The organism is Rhodococcus sp. WB1, from assembly GCF_001700945.1.
Taxonomy (GTDB): Bacteria; Actinomycetota; Actinomycetes; order Mycobacteriales; family Mycobacteriaceae; genus Rhodococcus; species Rhodococcus aetherivorans.
The window spans coordinates 5,040,818-5,057,588 of record NZ_CP015529.1 but is presented as its reverse complement, the minus strand read 5'-3'; the positions used below and the strand labels follow the sequence as shown (position 1 = coordinate 5,057,588).

Genomic DNA, 16,771 nt, shown 5'->3' with positions numbered 1-16,771 from the left:
GCGACAGGCGGGCCATGGTGTGACATGTCTCACCAGCTCGACCGAAGGTCCATCCGATGCCCTACCGACACCGATCTCCGGTGACCCGAGCCCACGGTCACCACACAGCGATCCACTGGTCCACTGTTCGCGTCGACGACCGGGCGGAGGTGTGCGGCGTTCTCGGGCGGGGATCGCCGGTGGTCTTCGTTCCCGGATGGGGATTGACGCCCTGGATCTACCGTCACGCCTTGGCCCAGCTGGCCCGGAGCTGTCGGGTCTACGCCCCGGCGATCCCCGGGTTTGCCGGAGTGCCGGACCGTCCACTCGACAAGCGGACCGTGGCGGACTGCGCCGCCTGGCTCGGACGGTTTCTCGGCGCTGCCGGACTCGGTCCGGTGACCTTGGTCGGGCACTCGTTCGGCGGGGCGCTGGCGATCCGGGCCGCCCATGATCTGCCGGATCGGATAGTGCGACTGGTTCTCGTCAATTCCGTCGGGGCAGGAGCGTGGCCGGACGTCAATGGTGCGACGCCCCCGCTCGGTGACGGACCCCTGTGGGAGCGGGGCGCTGAGGCTCTGGGGGACGCGCTGTCGCTGCGGATGCTCGCCTCGACCACACGGACTCGTCCCACCACTACCAGTCGCCACGACGTCGGTGATCCGGGAAGCGTGGGGAGCACGGACCCCACCGCCCGGGGTGGGGACCTGACCGCTGAGCTGCACCGGCTCGCGCAACGACGTCTACCGGTAGCGCTGGTGTGGAGCCGGGGCGACCGCCTGGTCCCGTGGGCGAGCGTCGAATCGCTCCGCGCGGGCCTGGGGGGACCGCCGGTGTTCACCGTCGCGGGCGGACACGGGTGGCCGATCACCGACCCGGAGTGTTTCGGGCACACGATGCGCACCGCCTTGGACCGGCTCCACACCGAGGTGGCGTCGTGAGCGCCGGTCTCGCCCGTCGCGGGCGCGAGACCACCCGATTCGGCAAACTCGTCATCTGGAAGTGCCAGGGCTGCGCCGCGGTGCTCGCACCCCTGACCGGGTGCTGTCCCTCGTGCGGCGCCCGCACTCTCGAACCCATCTCCTCGGCCGGCGCGGGAGTGATCGTCTCGTGCCGGGTCGTCGATCGCACCCCCGACCCGGTGTGCGGCGCGCCCTGCCCGTCGATCATCGCCATCGTCGCACTCGACGAGGGTCCCTGGGTCTATTCGTGGATCGACGGCGACGTTCCGGTCTCTTCCGATCGGCCGGTGCGGGTGCGGTTCCGGTACACGCAGCCAGGCGAGAGATTCCCGGTCTTCGCACCCCGCGATTGCTTGTGACGGCCGCTTCCGGCTCAGCCTGAAAACACTGCTGGAAAACAACAATGGGAGCAGGACCAAAGGTGGACATTTTTCGCCGAAGCCCGTGTCGTTGCTTCCCCTTTCCTGACTGGTGGTCGACCCGGATCGGACACGCATCGCCTCGGCCGTTGGTCGCAGCAATTCCCTTTCCGGAGCGAAAAGCACACGCGGGTATGAAGGTACGGGCGCCGTGGGCGTGGTGCCGACAGTCCGGACATGGCGGCCGACCGATATTCGTTCTCATCGCCATCGTGAATGTTCCGGTGGAGTGGCCCTGCTCTGGAACCGAGATCCGGACTTGCCGAGCAGGTACGCCAACTACGCGAGATCCGAGCAATCGAACGAATCCGGCCCCGCGGTATCCCAGACGTACGGCGACCTCATCGTCAACTCTGCCGCGGCGAGAGTCCGTGCCGCGGCCGCGGAAGGCCCGTCAGGAATGTCGGTGACGCTCTGAACGGACTTCCGCGGGGCATTCGCCGGGTCTGCGAGGCATCCTCTGCGTGTCCTCCGTCTCGTTGACCCGATCTCGTCGCTCGAGCCGGCCGCAGTCCGCGTCGGCTTCATCGAGCGGCCCGTCGAAGCCGACCCTGGGGTGGCACAGCGATGCCGCATGGTGCTGGTTCATACGTCGATCTCGGGACGACGTACCTGGAGGCTCCCGGCTGGCGCGGTCCTGGCATCCGGAATAGTCCCGAACAGCTGCTAACATGACGGTGAAAGACGACGGTTTCGGTTGCTGGAGGGTCGGCGGAGCTGGGGGCAAGTACCCGGGGTGCACGGCGCCGTGGGATTCCTCGAGTGCAGCGCCTGGATGAGAGGAGCGGAGCATGACCGAGGTTGCCGTACAGCGTCGGCCACGAAACCGCAAGCAACTCATCGTTGCGGCTGCGGCGAAGCAGTTCGAGCGGCGGGGCTTTCATGATGCCGCGATTGCGGAAATCGCGGCCGATGTCGGTATTACCGGCCCGGCGTTGTATCGCCATTTCCGAGGTAAGCAGGATCTTCTTGCTGCTGCGGTGGAATTCGAGATCGAGGGACTCGAGGCGGCCTATGGTGCACCACAACCGGGGCTCCAGGAGTTGCTGGAGTACGCCGCGGGTAAGTCGCTGGCACAGAATCGCCCAAGCGCGCTGTGGGAACGAAATCAGGCGTACCTCGAACCGTCAGTGAGCGCTGAACTACGCGACCGCTACCAGAAGGCGATCGCCCCGCTGCACGAGGCGATACAGACGGCCAGGCCCGGTCTCGCCGGACCTGCGGTAGAGCTGCTGGTAGCGGGCGCTCATGCCGTACTGAGCAGCAATCGGTTGTTCAGCCGAAACAAACTCGATTCTGGTCGAGCACGAATGCTGATGACCAAGGCCGCTTCGGCGGTGTGCGAGATGACGGACCTAGGCGTTGTCGAACGAGCAACCGCGCGTGGTGGTGCGCGCGGTCGGATCATGCCGGCATCGCGCCGGGAAGCGATCCTCGAGGCGGCGGTGACCTTGTTCGCCGAACGTGGTTATCAGGCCGTGGGGATGGACGACATCGGCGCTGCGGCAGGGATTACCGGACCGACTCTCTACCATCATTTTTCCGGGAAGTCGGCGATCCTCGTCACGGTGATCACCCGTTGTCTCGACGCGCTGTACTTCGATGTCTCCGGGGCGTTGTCGGCTACGGATGATCCCGCCCGCGCCCTCGACTCTGCGCTGACGTCCTTCGTTCGGATCAACGTCGAACACGGAGACGCGTTGAGTGCATTGCTCACCGAAGTCGTCAACGTACCGGCGGACGAGCGTGCCGCTATCCGGCGCCTTCAGCACGACTACGCCAGCGAATGGGTTGCGCTGTTGATCCGGGTTCGCCCCGATCTCGCGGCGGCGGAGGCCGAGGCTCTGGCACGGACCGCTCAGTCCGTCATCAACCGGATGCGGAGACAGCTTCGTGGGGAACCCGGGGATGTGGGGAACCAGCTGAACCGTGTGGGCCGGGCCGTCCTGGGGCTTGCCGGTCCGGCGGTTCCGTCGGGACACCAGTAGGCGACCCGCACCCACATGGTCGTTGGACAGATCAGTTGTCATAGGCCCTCACTCTGCGCACTGGGTTGACCGGCATCGCACCGGAACGACGAAACCGCTGACGGCACCGAGGTGACCCATCGTCACGGACTACATCGCACTCGAGTTCTGCGGGCCGGCGGACGAGCTCACCAGTCCGAGTCGGGGACATGATCGAACAGGTGAACAACCGTCGGCGTCATTCGAGCCGGGGGACGATCAGCCCACTGGAGTTCGAGCGTCAATTCACACAGGAGGCAGAAGCTGCCGGATGCCGGGCTCCTCCGATGAGTTCGACCCACGGGCACTCAGTCTGCGTCCCGTATGGAACCGTCCCGTATCAATGCGCACGTCCTGCGGCGGCCGTGGCCACGTGGGGGCGACGCCGCGCGGGGTCTGCCTTGACCTCGACAACCAGCGGATAGTTCCCCTTCTCGATCAGCGCCGCGACCTGTGCGAACTCGTCGATTTCGCGCACCGTCACCGCGCGGGCGCCGAGTGCGCGCGCCGTCTCCGCGAACCCCGGCCATTCGACCTCCGAGTGCGCGGGCTTCAAGCCGAGACCCGCGAGCTTGAGGTACTCGGCGCCGTAGCAATGATCGTCGAGCACGACGAGTACAACAGGCAGGTGATGCCGGACCGCAGTGCTCAACTCCGTCAGTCCCATCATCGCGCCGCCATCCCCGACCACGCAGACCGTCGGCGCATCGCGGTGACTCGCCGCAGCGCCCACCGCAGTCGCGATACCCAGCCCGATCGAGCCGAACGCACCAGGAACGGTGAACCGCCCCGGCTCGACCGGCAGGTACTTCCACGCCGCGGTCGAGAAGCGTCCGATATCGGTGACGACCTGCGACCCTGGCGGGAGTAGCGCGGCGAGTCGGGCCATCGCATCTCGCATGTCGACGGTGCCGCCCCCGGAGATGCTGTGGTAGCCCTTCTGCTCGAGGGCGCGCACGGCTTCGGCGAGCTGCGTGACGCGGCGACCGGACGGTGCCGGAGCGTCGGCCTCGGCCAGCCGCTTGCACAGTGCGTGCATCACCTTCGCGGCGTCACCCGTAATCGGCAGATCCACCGGCGCGAACCGCCCGAACGCATCGGACCGGTCGTCGATCTGGATGACGAATTTGCCGGCCAGCAGCGCCGTGTTGTCGGTCGTGAACGACGAGAGGGCGGCGCCGACGACAAGCACGCAGTCGATCCGGCCGAGCTCCTCGATCGCCACCGCGTGCGACAGCGAACCGTGTATACCGAGGTTCTCGGGTTCGCCGGCGAACAGGTCCTTCGCGAGTAGCGTTGTCATCACCGGCGCGTCGAGGGCCCGCGCCAGGCGCAGGATGTCGTCGCGGGCGCCGGAGCCGACCGCGCCGCGGCCCGCGAGGATGAGCGGGCGTGCGCTGCCGAGCAACGCGGCGAGCGCGTCGTCGACGAGGTCGGCGGCGGGCGCTCCGGGTACCGGCGGTGAGGGCACCGCGCGCGGCGACTCACCGGTTGCCGCGACCTCGAGCAGGTCGTAGGGCAGGTCGAGCACGAGGGGAGTCCGGGTGGTAGCGACGCGCGAAAGCGCTTCGGCGATATCCGCCCCGACCGCGGCGGCCTGGCGCACCCGGCGGTACTCGGCACCGGCGAGCCGGGCGAACCCTTCGAGGTCGAAGTCCTGGAAGTGGTCGCGCACGTCCGGGGTGCTGCCGGTCAGCAGCAGCACTGCGCTGCGCGAGCGCACCGCCTCGACCAGGGCGGTCGTGCAGTTCGTGACGGCCGGGCCGTGCGTGACCGACGCGACGCCGACACCACCGGTCATGCGGGCGTAGCCGTCTGCCATCGACACGGCACCACCTTCGGCCACGGCTGCGACGAACTCGCCGCCGTGGTTCTCCACGAAGTCACCGAGATACGCGAGGTTGGCGTCGCCCATGAGTCCGAAGACGGTGCCGACCCCGAGCTCGGACAGGGCCAGGGCCGCAAGTTGATAGGTCTTCATGGGGTTTCCTCCGAGATCGGTGTGTACTGGTCAGATGACGGGACGGAAGCCGTCGTCGATATGAACGGCCGTGCCCGTGAGGTCTCCGCGCTGTGCGACGTGGTTCGTGGAGGATCCCGAGGTGCAGTTGTCGACGTTGCGCGCTGGCCTCGGGGCCATGCCGACGCGATCGTCCGCTAGTCGATCTAATCCCCGTGCGGCGCGCCCAGTGCCGCCGGTCCGGCGGCTGCATGGGAGTACGCGGCACCGTACTCGCGTCAGATCAGGGGCGCACTGGGGTCCCGGCTGTGAAACGTGACCCCGGTCAGGAACCGCCGTGGCGATCTGAACGAGGGGGCGCAGGCGCGACAGATCGCCGTTGTCGGTGGGTGCCGGCTTCATGAGTGAAATAGGGAGATGTGGTTGGGGGCTGACGCCGGGCGGGCCGGCCACGAGTGGTCCGGCCCGCCCGGGCAGGGCAGGGTGTGGCCTCAGGGGCAGCCGTTGGTGACGATGGCGCCGTAATTCGGGTCGATCGTCGGGTCGACGTAGGCGACGTTGGCGTCCCAGAGCTCCTTGCTCAGGTCCATAGACCAGGTGTCGCGTTCGCTCTCCCAGACGGCGCGGGCGGCGTCCTCGGGCAGACCGGTCCAGTCGACGAGGATCTTGGTCGCCTCGTCGGCATTCTCCTCGTCGACGATCCACTCGATCGAGGACTTCATCGCCCGGCAGAACTTGCCGATCGTGTCGGGGTTCTCGCTCCAGAACTGCTTCGTAGTGGCGAACATGCCGGTCACGTCGTTCCTGCCGCGTTCGCCCATCGTGCCCTCGGCGGAATCGGCGATGATGCGGAGCTTGGAACCCTTGGCGAGTAGCGACTCGTAGGTCGTCAGGCCGAGGACGCTCGCGTCGGCCTGGCCGTTGGCAATGGCTGCGGCGGTTGTGGCCGGCGTACCGGTGCCGATGAAGGTGACTTCCTTGCCGTCGATGCCGTACTCCGCGAGCACGCTCAAGGTCCGTTGCTCGTTGGAGTCGCCGCGCTGCGGGACCGCGAATCTCTTGCCGGGAAGGTCGTTGAGCGAGGTGATGCCGGACTCCTCGGTCGCCACCATGACGACTCGGCCGCGCGAATAGGGGCCGAGGATCCTGAGCTCCTGGCCCTCGGCGCCGGCCGGGACGATGGCGCCGGGCTGGCCGAAGATGACTTGTGTGCTGCCGCCGATCATCGCGGACAAGATCTCCGGCCCGGACTTGCCCTCGATCAGTTTCACGTTCAGATCCTGGTCCGTGAAGAAACTCTTCTTCTCGGCGACGGAAAGTGGGTAGGTATAGATCGTGCCGGGGAACGAACCGACATTGATCACGTTCGGGTTGGCGCCCGCGGTCTCGTTCGAGCCGCACGCTGCGGCTCCGGCGAGCAGTGCGAGTGCGCCGCACAGAGACAGGAACTTCTTCTTCATCGGTGTGTAGATCTCCTGAATTCGCGGGGTCTGGAGGTGATTCAGAGGGATTTGCGGAATCGTTCGTACAGTTCCTGGTAGCGCGGGTGTGCAGCTACGCTCTCCAGGTCCCGCGGCCGTTCGATGCCGACCTCGACGTCGTCGAGGATCCGGCCCTCGCCGAGGAGAACGACGCGGTCGGCGAGGGCGATCGCCTCACCCAGGTCGTGGGTGACGAAGACGACCGTGCGCTGGGGTCCTGACTGCCACAGCTCGAGGAACTCCTGCTGGACCGCGATCCGGGTCCGGGCGTCGAGCGCTGCGAAGGGTTCGTCCATCAGTAGGACGTCGGGGTCGAGCGCCCATGTACGGGCGAGGGCGACGCGTTGGCGCATGCCCTGGGAGAGCTGCCACGGCCACAGCCGTTCGGAGCCGCCGAGGTGGACCCGGCTCAGCCAGTCGTGGGCGACCCGGCGGCGGGTGGCGCGGTCGACACCGCGCAGTTCGAGACCGTATTCGACGTTGCCCTGGGCGGAGCGCCACGGGAGCAGCGCGTCGCGGGCGAGCATGAAGCCCAGGTGGGGGCGGGCCTCGCGGGGGCTGGTGCCGTGGACCTCGATCTTGCCGGATGACGGCTCGACCAAGGCGGCGATCATGTTGAGCAGAGTGGTCTTGCCGCAGCCGCTGCGTCCGACCAGGGCGACGAACTGGCCGGGGGTGACGTCGAGGTCGATGTCGTGCAGGACCGTTCGCGTCCCGCCCTCCGGCTTGGTGAAGGTGACCTGTGCCCGGCGGAGACGGATCATCGTGTCGAAGGGCGGGACGTTCGCGGCGTCGGCGCTGAGAGTGGAGTGGGTCATGGCGGTCATCTCCTCGGGATCAGTGGTCGGCTGGGGGCTGCCAGCGGAGGAGTCGCCTCTCGGTGGCTCCCATGACTTGGTTCAGGACGACGGCGATGACGGCGAGCAGGATCAAGATCGCGTAAACCGCCTCTAGTTGGAACAGCGACGAGTACTGGGCGATCAGCTGGCCGAGGCCGTTTTCGGCGGCGATGAGTTCGGAGCCGACGACGCCCAGTAGCGCGTAGATCAGGCCGAGTCGGAGCGAGGCGATGATCGCGGGGGTTGCAACCGGCAGCATGACCTTCCAGAACAGGTGGCGCTTCTTTGCGCCGAGAACCGCCGACAGGCGCAGCCATTCGGCGTCGGCCGATCGGACACCGGCCCGAGAGGCCGACAGCACGATGAAGAACACGAGTGTGCTGGCCAGTGCCACCTTGGCCTGGGTGCCGATGCCGAAGGCGACGATGAAGAAGGGTGCGAGGGCGATGCGGGGCATCGCGTTGGCTGCGTCGAGGAACGGGGCGAGAATGCGCTCGAAAGTGGGCAGGAGGCCCAGCGTGATGCCGACGACGACGCCGACGCCGCTGGCGAGGGCCCAGGCGATGACGACGGCGAGCATCGTGGCTTGACCGTTGGACCAGAGCTCGCCGTTCTCGACGGCGTTGACGAAGTAGTCCCACGACTGTTTCGGCGACTTGGCAAGGACAGGGGTGATCCACTGGTTGCGCGCGGTCAGGTCCCACGCGCCGAGCCAGAGGACGACGAGCACGAGTTGTGCTCCTCGGACGAGCAGCATCGTCCTTGATGTACGTGCGCGTGGTCGCCGGCCTTTCATCGTTATGGGGGCGTCCGCGACCGGGGGCATGTCGTCCCGGCGATGTGTCGGCTGCTCGCTAGCAGTGATCTGCGACAAGACGGTCTCCTCAGCTATGGCGGGCCGGCGCTTCTGCGCCGGAGTGAGAATTCACTGGTGATCAAGTCGTCACTTACTTTGCCTGGGTGTGACGAAGTCGTCAATACTGGTTATGAGTACCGTGACTTGTGTACAGTCAGGTCACTTTTGCTGTCCTACAGGTAACTTTGTGGGATTTCCGTTGCGAACTTCAGTGGCTACGGGCAATGCATGCGTAGCCGACAACGTCATCGCATTTCGAACGATTGGTAACAATGTCGCTGCGCCGACCGGCGTTCCGTCAGGAGAGGGTCAGCAATGTCCGAAGGCGCTGCGCAGCGTCGCCCGCGCAATCGCAAGCAGCTGATCGTCGCGGCGGCCGCGCGATAGTTCGAGCACAAGGGCTTCCACGACACCTCGGTCACCGACATCGCGGCCGAAGTGAGCATTACCGGTCCGGCTCCCTACCGCCACTTCCGCGGAAAGTTGGAACTGCTGGTGCCGTCATCGAGCTCGAGATCGATCAGCGCGAATGGGTCTCCGGGGCGACGGAGCTGACGACGCTGCTCGACGGGGCGGCCAGGGCACTCTTGCGCCCCGGTCGTGTCGACCCCCTGTGGCAGCGCAGCAGTTCCTTCGTCGATCCGGAGACGCGGGCGAAGCTCACCGATCGCCATCTCGCCGCGCGTCCGCCGTTGTGGTCCGCCCTGGCCAGGACTCGCAGCGACCCGACCGAAGCCGAGGCCGACGCCCTGACCGGGGCTGTCCAGGCGGTGCTGCCCAGCGCCCGCGCCTTCGAGCGGGCCAAGCTGGACCGCGAGCACGGCCGGCAGCTCCTTGTCGCTGCAGACCTCACGGTGGCCGAGATTTCCCGCTTGTTCCCCGCGGCGTCGGCGTCGGTGCACCCGGCATCTGGCGGGCTGAGCGCTGTGTCACGGCGCGCGGCACCGCTGGCCGCCGCCGTACGTCTGCTCGCCGAGCGGGGCTGCCCGGCGTTGACGACCGAGATTGTCAACGTGCCGGGGGAGGAGGGAGCGCCGATCCGACGGGCGCCGCAGGACTACGTCAACGAGTGGACGGTGCTGCTTGTCGCCGGCCGGGACGACTTGAGCCCGGCCGATGTGGAGGCCCTGGACCGCTCGGCGACACCGCCTACCGGTGGCGAACACTGAGCAGCGCGAACCGCTCCGGCGGCTCGGGCACGGCGTCCTGGGCATTCCGAAGCGGATCGATGCCGCGCACTTGCCGGTCTGAGCAGATGAGCGCCCGGAGCCTGGAAGAGCGCGAGCTCCCCGGCCTTTCGGCTTTTTCACCCGCGGCTCAGGCACCCTTCTTTGCCGTGTCGCGCTGGGCGAAGAACTGCTCGACCGCGCGGGCGTGGTCACCCGAGGCGAAGCACTCCTTTTCCACCGACAGCGCCAGGTCGAGCACAGTATGGGCGGTGTCGCGCAGGACCGCGTTGAGGACCTGCTTGGTGCCCTGGATGGCCCGAGTGTGCCCATTGGCCACCCGCTGCGCGAATGCGTGCGCGGCGTCGAGAAGTTCCTCGGGGTCGACGACGTGGTTGACCAGGCCGATCCGCTCGGCCTCGACGGCGTCGATCTTGTCGCCGGTGAGGAAGTACTCCTTGGTCCTGGCCATGCCGACCAGCCAGGGCCAGACGATCGCACCGCCGTCGCCGGCGACGACGCCCACGTTGACGTGGGGATCGGCGATGACGGCGGTGCGCGAGGCATAGGTGACGTCGCAGAGCAGGGCAATGGTTGCGCCCAGACCGATCGCCGGACCGTTGATGGCGGCGATGATCGGCTGCGGCACCTCGAGCAGGTCTACGACGATCGAGCGTGCGTCGAGGAAGAAGTCGTCGAGCTCCTGGCCCGCCGACATCCGCGGCCCCTTGAGGTTGCCGCCGGCGGAGAAGGCCTTCCCGTTGCCCGTCAGGACAACGGCACGTACCGAGGTGTCGCGACGCAGCTCGCGCCACAGCCGGATCAGGTCGCGATGGGTGGCGTGGTTGATCGCGTTGAAGTCGTCGGGCCGGTTGATGCGGACCTCGAGGACCGCGCCGTGCCGGGTGGCGACAAGGTTGTCGAACGCGTAGTGGTGAAGCTTGTCCATGGCAGTGTTCTCCTTGTCGGTCGGGTTCAGAGGCGCTCGAGGATCGTGGCGTTGGCCATGCCGCCGCCCTCGCACATCGACTGGAGCCCGTAGCGGATGTTGTGGTCGACCATGTGGTGCACCATCGTGGTCATGAGCCGGGCGCCGGAGCCGCCGATCGGGTGACCGATGGCCATCGCGCCGCCGTTCGGGTTCATCAGCTCGTACGACGCCCCGGTCTCGCGCTGCCACGCGAGGGTGACGGGCGCGAAGGCCTCGTTGATCTCGAAGACACCGATGTCGTCGATGCTCAGGCCGGCCTTTGCCAGCGCACGACGGGTGGCGGGAATCGGGCCCTTGAGCATGGTGATCGGATCGGTGCCCGCGACCACAGCGGTGTGGATGCGCACGAGCGGACGCCAGCCGCGCTGCTTCGCGATCTCGCTGGTCGTGATGAGCAGCGCCGCCGAGCCGTCGGAGATCTGCGAAGCGTTGCCGGCGGTGATGACGCCGTCCTCCCCGAAGGCGGGCCTGAGTGCAGCGAGCTTCTCGAGCGTGGAGCCGCGGCGGACGCCCTCGTCGGTGTCGAAGAGCCGCGTCGTGCCGTCCTCGTCGAGGACCTCGACCGGAGCGATCTGGTTCTTGAATCGTCCCTCGTCGATCGCTCGCGCGGCCCGAGCGTGGGAGTCGAGCGCGTGCTGGTCGAGGTCGGTGCGGGTGAGGCCGTATTCGTCGGCGATCATCTGCGCCCCGACGCCCTGGTGGAAGCGGACGCCGTTGTAGCGCTTCAGCACCGAGGGGCCGAACGGCTCGCCGAACGAGCCGTCGCCGAGCGCCGCCTGTGCCGGCACGGCGCTCATGATCTCGACGCCACCGGCCACCGCGATGTCGTACTGTCCCGCGATGACGCCGGCCGCGGCTTGGTGCACGGCCTGTTGCGACGAGCCGCACTGGCGCTCGACCGTCACGGCCGGGACCGACTCGGGCCACCCTGCCGCGAGCACCGAGGCGCGGCCGATGCCTCCGCTCTGCATGCCGATCGGGATCGCACAACCCCAGACCACGTCGTCCACGAGTTCGGGCTCGAGCCCTGTGCGCTCGGTCAGCGCGTCGAGGACATGGGCGGACAGATCCGCCGCGTGCTGTCGGGAGAGCGAGCCGTTGCGCCTCCCGACCGGCGTCCGGACGGCCTCGACGATGACCGCGTCGCGCATCATCGGGCACCCGCATCGACGGTGACGCACTGACCGGAGACGTAGTTCATCTCCTGCAGGCACAGGGCGTAGATCGCACCGGCCGCCTCTTCGGGCGTGCCCGGGCGGCCGAGCGGACTGGTCTTCTTCACAGAGTCCATCGCGGCCTGGCTGACGCCGACCCGCATCTTGCGGCCCTCGATCTCGACCACCGTGTCCTCACTGGCGACGGCCTCGGTCATCCGGGTCAGGATGAATCCGAAGGCGACGGCGTTGACGTTGACCTTGTAGCGGCCCCACTCCTTGGCAAGGGTCTTGGTCAAGCCGATGACGCCGGACTTGGCGGCGGCGTAGTTGGCCTGGCCCACGTTGCCGAAGACCCCGGAGACCGACGAGACATTGACGACCTTGCGGTGGTAGTCGGTCGGGTTCGACTTGATGTACGGCGCGGCCGCCCGCAGGATCTTGAACGGCGCAGTCAGGTGCATCTCGATGACGCCGTCCCACTGTTCGTCGGTCATCCGCTGGATGACGTTGTCCCTGATATAGCCAGCGTTGTTGACGATGATGTCGAGTCCGCCGAAGCTCTCGATCGCCGTGTCGACGAAGCGCTGGGCGAAGTCGGGCGCGGTAACCGAGCCGACGCATGCGACGGCCTGGCCGCCCGCGCCGATGATGTCTTCGACGGTCTCCTTGGCGGGCGCCTCGTCCAGGTCGTTGACGACGATCTTCGCACCCTCGGCGGCAAGCTTGAGTGCGACGGCGCGACCGATACCGCGACCGGAGCCGGTGACGAGCGCGACCTTGTCCTGCAGTGTGGGCATGTCAGTTCTTCCTTGCGGGGAGTGGTATCTGGGGAATTCAGGCGAGCCGCACAACGGCCGCGCCGCGCAGCGTGACGGTCCCGTCGGGCAGGGCCACCGTGAGATGGAGGTGGGCCACGCCGTCCTCGACCTTGGTGATCGTGCCGGTGCACGTCGGCTCGCTGTTGACCGGGGTGATCGCGCTGAAGCGGACTTCGAAGGAGACGATCTGCTCCTGGGGCCAGTGGTCGGTGAGCAGCCGGCCGAGATAGGCCATCGACAGCATCCCGTGGGCGAAGACGTCGTCGATGCCGACGGCGCGGCAGGCGTCGATGTCGATGTGCACCGGGTTGTGGTCTCCGGACGCGCCTGCGTAGAGGGCGAGCGTGGTGCGGGTGATCCGCGGGCACGCGAGGGTCAGTTCCTGGCCGGGGGCGAGGTGGGTGGTCGGGGAGGTCATGACGCCGCCTTGGGGTCACGCACGACGATCGTGCTGGTGAGCGTTGCGACCGGTTCGCCGGCGCGGCTGACGTGGGTGTTGCGGACGATGAACTGCAGCGCACCGCCCTTCTTGCTCGACACGTCGGCGACCTCGGTCCAATAGGTCAGCACGTCGCCGGCGTGAGCGGGAGCGTGGTAGGTGAACTTCTGGCCGCCGTGGAGGATCGTGCGCACGTCGACGCCGAGGTTCGCGAGGAAGACGTGTCTGTTCGGGTTGTCCATCTCCAGGCAGAAGAAGAACGTCGGTGGGATCGGGAGATCCGGGTGGCCTGCTGCCTTCGCGGCGCTCAGGTCTGTGTAGACCGGGTCGCTCTGGGCCGTCGCTTCGGCGAAGAAGCGGAGCCGTCCACGCTCGGCGGACGTGGTGAACTCCTCGGTGCGGGAGCCGACGATGGAGCGGTCGATGATCTTCATGTCAGGAGAGCCTTTCGAGGATCGTCACGACGCCGGCCGTGCCGAGGCCCAGATTGTGCTGCAGGCCGAGTCGGGCACCCGGCACCTGCCGGTCGCCGGCGGAACCGCGCAACTGCCAAGTGATCTCGGCGATCTGGGCCAGGCCGGTCGCGCCGAGGGGATGGCCCTTGGAGAGCAGCCCACCGGACGGGTTGGTGACCACCCGGCCGCCGTAGGTGTTGTCACCGTCCGCAATGAACTTCGCGGCACCACCGGGCTCGCAGAGGCCGAGCCCCTCATAGGTGAGTATCTCGTTGATGGTGAAGCAGTCGTGCAGCTCCACGACGTCGATGTCGGCGGGGTCGACACCGGCCTCGGCGTAGACGCGGTCGGCGGTACGGCGGGTCACGCCCGACCCCACGAGAGCGATCGCGCTCGGACTGTCGAAGAGGCCCTCGTCGTCGGACTCCAGCGCCTGCGCTGTGATCGCGACCCGAGCATCGAGCCCGTGCTTGCGGGCGAACTCCTCGGTGCACACGACCGCGGCAGCCGCGCCGGAGGTGGGCGGGCAGCACTGCAACCGCGTCAGCGTGCCGGCGACCGTGGGGGAGGAGAGCACGTCCTCGGGGGTGATCGGGTCACGGAAGACGGCGCGGGGGTTGGTGCGTGCGTGCGTGCGTGCCTTGACGGCGACGGCGGCCAGGGTCTCGACGGTGGAGTCGGTGGTGTCGAGGTACTCCTGTGCTGCGGCCGCGAAGTACTGCGGTGTCATCGGCAGCGCGGGGTCGACAGGGTAGACGTCCTCGAGGGCGGACATGAACGCCGACAGCGGAGCAGGCCGATCGTTCCACTTGGCGGTGAGCGCGCCCGGGGGCATCTGCTCGAAGCCGATTGTGAGCGCACACTCGGTTGCGCCGTTGGCGACCGCCTGGCGGGCGAGCCACAGCGCCGAGGATCCGGACGCGCAGTTGTTGTTGACGTTGAGCACTGGGATTCGGGTCATGCCGAGCTGGTAGACGACTCGCTGACCAGAAGTCGAGTCGCCGTACACATATCCGGCGTAGACCTGGCCGACCTGGTCGTAACTCAGCCCCGCGTCTTCGAGGGCCGCAGCTGCAGCAGCGGCGCCTATTTCGTCGTATTTGGCGCCAGCGCTGGGTTTGGTGAAAGGAACCATGCCCACGCCGGCGATGAGGACTCGAGAGTTCATCAGTCTCCTTCTCTAACGTAGATTCACTTTCCAGTACGGTTCGCATACTGTCAAGCGAGGTCGGGGATGGGTCGGGCGACGTGGCTCCCGAGTCCGGCCGGCCGAGTTTCGATTTCGAGGGGCGGTCTTGACATTGACACCATGAAGTGAACTATCGTTTGACTAGACATGGGAGATGACGACGGCGGGTCGTCAGTGACGAGAAGAGGGGGTGCCGTGACCGAACAGGTTGTCCGGACGAAGGTGGTCGCGTCGGCTCCGATAGACAGCCCCGATGCGAACGAAGTCGTCGCGGTCGGTACGCCGCTGGCCGACCTCGTCGCGGTTCGGCCGCATGGCACGGACATCTTCCACGGCTTCGGTCACGCGGGTGCTCCCCAGCGGGTGATGGGGGGACAGGTTGCCGCCCAGGCGCTTGCGGCCGCGGGCGCGACCGTCGACGCTGGTCGTGTCGCCCACTCGCTGCACGGCTACTTCCTGCGCGAGGGCCGGCCGGACCGGGTCATCGAGTACCACGTCGGCCGCAGCCGCGACGGCCGCAGCTACAGCGCGCGCCAGGTTGCCGCAGTCCAGGACGGCGCCGAGATCTTCGTGCTGACCGCCTCGTTCGTCCGGCCTGGAGCCGGCCCCGAGCGGCAACTGGTCGCACCCGTCGTACCCGCGCCCGACACCGCCCCCGACGTGTACGACGTGTGGAGCGCGCTGCACCCCGAGGCGCACGCCCAGGCGGTGTACGCCGGCGCGGTCGAGGTACGGATCGTGCCGCGACCGGCCGGGCCCACCGCGCCGGAGGCCGACGGCACCGTCCGCCAGGACGTCTGGCTGCGGTCGCGTGGCCCCCTCCCGGACGACCCACTCGTCCACGCCTGCGCGCTGACGTACCTCGCCGATGCCACGCTCGCGCAGTCTTCGGCGATCGAGCACGAGGTGATGTACCCCCTGCGTCGCGAGCACGGCCGGGTGGGATTGGCGTCGATCGACCACGCGGTCTGGTTCCACCGGCCGCTGCGTGCCGACGACTGGCTGCTGCTGCGTCAGACGAGCACCAGCATCGCGTCTTGTCGGGGGTTCAACCAGGGCACGTTCTGGAGTCCGGACGGGACCATGGTCGCCAGTGCTACTCAGGAGTCGGTGGTCAGGCTTCTTCCCGACAGTAATGACGAAAGGTGAATCAACGCATGGGACAACTCGACGGCCGAGTCGCAATCGTGACCGGCGCAGGTGGCGGCATCGGCCGTGAGCACGCGCTCCTCATGGCGCAGGAGGGGGCGCGGATCGTCGTCAACGACCTGTCCGACCCGGCCGACGTCGTGGCGGAGATCATCGCCGCCGGAGGCGAGGCGGTCGGCGTTGCCGGCAGCGTGGCAGAGATGGCGACCGGGGAGCGGCTGGTCGAGGCCGCGGTCCACGCATTCGGAGACCTGCACGCGATTGTGAACAATGCGGGTATCGTCCGCGACGCGATGGTCTGGAACATGTCCGAGGAGGACTTCGACCTCGTCGTCGACGTCCACCTCAAGGGCGCATTCTCGGTGACCCGGGCGGCGGCACGGCACTGGCGCGCGGAGGGCAAGGCGGGCCGTTCGGCCGACCGCTCGATCGTCAACACCACGTCGGCCGCGGGTCTGCACGGCAACGTCGGCCAGTGGAACTACGCTGCGGCCAAGGCGGGTCTCGCTGCGCAAGTGTTGCTCGCGGTCGCCGAGCTCGGCCGGTACGGCGTTCGCGCCAACGCGATCTCGCCCGCTGCCCGGACCGCGATGGTCACCTCCTCGCCCGGCCTCGCCGCGGCGGTCGCCGCACCCGAGGACGAGGACGCGTTCGACAAGTTCCACCCGCGCAACACCTCTTCGCTGGTCGCCTACCTCACGAAGGCCGACTGTCCCTTCACCGGGCAGATCTTCTCCGTCACCGGCGGGCATGTCGGTCTCTACCAAGGTTTCTCGCTCGGGCACGTTGTCAACGCTGACCACGGCTGGAGCGTCGCCGAGCTCGCCGAGGTGATGGAGAATCCTTCGTTCCCGCGCGCGTTGGACGTCGAACGACCGAAGATCATGAGCTGAAGGGACTGACCC

Annotated in this window: 17 protein-coding genes; 7 read left to right on the top strand and 10 right to left on the bottom strand. The window is 67.7% G+C overall.

Annotated elements, in window-relative coordinates:
• The first annotated feature begins 230 nt into the window (after positions 1–230).
• The 3 genes from A4U64_RS22650 to A4U64_RS22640 all read left to right on the top strand — a co-directional run bounded on the left by A4U64_RS22650 (position 231) and on the right by A4U64_RS22640 (position 3,348).
• Positions 231–920, top strand: coding sequence for an alpha/beta fold hydrolase (locus A4U64_RS22650; RefSeq protein ID WP_232334129.1), 690 nt, complete (start codon positions 231–233; stop codon positions 918–920).
• Positions 917–1,300, top strand: coding sequence for a Zn-ribbon domain-containing OB-fold protein (locus A4U64_RS22645; RefSeq protein WP_050034420.1), 384 nt, complete (start codon positions 917–919; stop codon positions 1,298–1,300). Before A4U64_RS22650 ends, A4U64_RS22645 begins: the two co-directional genes overlap by 4 nt.
• Positions 1,301–2,151: 851 nt before the next feature.
• Positions 2,152–3,348, top strand: a complete 1,197-nt coding sequence (locus tag A4U64_RS22640; RefSeq protein WP_065923151.1) for a TetR/AcrR family transcriptional regulator — start codon at positions 2,152–2,154, stop codon at positions 3,346–3,348.
• A gap of 358 nt (positions 3,349–3,706) precedes the next feature.
• Here the strand turns inward: A4U64_RS22640 and A4U64_RS22635 are convergent, their stop codons facing one another.
• From A4U64_RS22635 to A4U64_RS22620, 4 genes are all read right to left on the bottom strand, one after another.
• The gene (locus A4U64_RS22635; protein WP_065923150.1) at positions 3,707–5,347 is read right to left on the bottom strand and encodes a thiamine pyrophosphate-binding protein; all 1,641 of its coding nucleotides are present in this window, start codon (positions 5,345–5,347) and stop codon (positions 3,707–3,709) included.
• A 470-nt stretch (positions 5,348–5,817) separates the two neighbouring features.
• On the bottom strand, positions 5,818–6,786 hold the full coding sequence (locus A4U64_RS22630; protein WP_050034423.1) for an ABC transporter substrate-binding protein: 969 nt from the start codon (positions 6,784–6,786) through the stop codon (positions 5,818–5,820).
• Between the two features lie 41 nt (positions 6,787–6,827).
• Positions 6,828–7,625: an ABC transporter ATP-binding protein gene (locus A4U64_RS22625; RefSeq protein WP_065923564.1), complete on the bottom strand. Its 798-nt coding sequence runs from the start codon at positions 7,623–7,625 to the stop codon at positions 6,828–6,830.
• A gap of 19 nt (positions 7,626–7,644) precedes the next feature.
• On the bottom strand, positions 7,645–8,376 hold the full coding sequence (locus tag A4U64_RS22620; protein WP_232334128.1) for an ABC transporter permease: 732 nt from the start codon (positions 8,374–8,376) through the stop codon (positions 7,645–7,647).
• A gap of 564 nt (positions 8,377–8,940) precedes the next feature.
• Between A4U64_RS22620 and A4U64_RS29255 the strand changes: the two genes are divergently transcribed.
• Together A4U64_RS29255 and A4U64_RS22615 are read left to right on the top strand one after the other, a co-directional pair.
• On the top strand, positions 8,941–9,057 hold the full coding sequence (locus A4U64_RS29255; RefSeq protein ID WP_425540744.1) for a hypothetical protein: 117 nt from the start codon (positions 8,941–8,943) through the stop codon (positions 9,055–9,057).
• Between the two features lie 32 nt (positions 9,058–9,089).
• Positions 9,090–9,671: a hypothetical protein gene (locus A4U64_RS22615; protein ID WP_065923148.1), complete on the top strand. Its 582-nt coding sequence runs from the start codon at positions 9,090–9,092 to the stop codon at positions 9,669–9,671.
• 148 nt (positions 9,672–9,819) lie between these two features.
• Here the strand turns inward: A4U64_RS22615 and A4U64_RS22610 are convergent, their stop codons facing one another.
• The 6 genes from A4U64_RS22610 to A4U64_RS22585 are packed head-to-tail and all read right to left on the bottom strand — an operon-like array spanning position 9,820 to position 14,696.
• Positions 9,820–10,617, bottom strand: a complete 798-nt coding sequence (locus A4U64_RS22610) for an enoyl-CoA hydratase/isomerase family protein (protein ID WP_050034426.1) — start codon at positions 10,615–10,617, stop codon at positions 9,820–9,822.
• A gap of 26 nt (positions 10,618–10,643) precedes the next feature.
• Complete coding sequence (locus tag A4U64_RS22605; RefSeq protein ID WP_050036245.1) at positions 10,644–11,810, bottom strand: thiolase family protein; 1,167 nt, start codon at positions 11,808–11,810, stop codon at positions 10,644–10,646.
• A complete protein-coding gene (locus tag A4U64_RS22600; protein WP_050034427.1) occupies positions 11,810–12,613 on the bottom strand; it encodes an SDR family NAD(P)-dependent oxidoreductase in 804 nt (267 codons plus the stop codon). Before A4U64_RS22600 ends, A4U64_RS22605 begins: the two co-directional genes overlap by 1 nt.
• Before the next feature lie 37 nt (positions 12,614–12,650).
• Complete coding sequence (locus tag A4U64_RS22595; RefSeq protein ID WP_050034428.1) at positions 12,651–13,052, bottom strand: MaoC/PaaZ C-terminal domain-containing protein; 402 nt, start codon at positions 13,050–13,052, stop codon at positions 12,651–12,653.
• Positions 13,049–13,507, bottom strand: a complete 459-nt coding sequence (locus A4U64_RS22590) for a MaoC family dehydratase N-terminal domain-containing protein (RefSeq protein WP_050034429.1) — start codon at positions 13,505–13,507, stop codon at positions 13,049–13,051. The genes A4U64_RS22595 and A4U64_RS22590 overlap by 4 nt, the downstream gene beginning before the upstream one ends.
• Before the next feature lies 1 nt (position 13,508).
• Positions 13,509–14,696, bottom strand: a complete 1,188-nt coding sequence (locus tag A4U64_RS22585) for a lipid-transfer protein (RefSeq protein WP_065923147.1) — start codon at positions 14,694–14,696, stop codon at positions 13,509–13,511.
• Between the two features lie 216 nt (positions 14,697–14,912).
• Between A4U64_RS22585 and A4U64_RS22580 the strand changes: the two genes are divergently transcribed.
• Both A4U64_RS22580 and A4U64_RS22575 read left to right on the top strand, forming a co-directional pair.
• Positions 14,913–15,866 carry an acyl-CoA thioesterase gene (locus A4U64_RS22580; RefSeq protein WP_198163329.1) on the top strand — a complete coding sequence of 318 codons (954 nt, stop codon included), beginning with the start codon at positions 14,913–14,915 and terminating at the stop codon, positions 15,864–15,866.
• A gap of 8 nt (positions 15,867–15,874) precedes the next feature.
• Positions 15,875–16,759: an SDR family NAD(P)-dependent oxidoreductase gene (locus A4U64_RS22575; protein WP_050034432.1), complete on the top strand. Its 885-nt coding sequence runs from the start codon at positions 15,875–15,877 to the stop codon at positions 16,757–16,759.
• Positions 16,760–16,771: the final 12 nt, after the last annotated feature.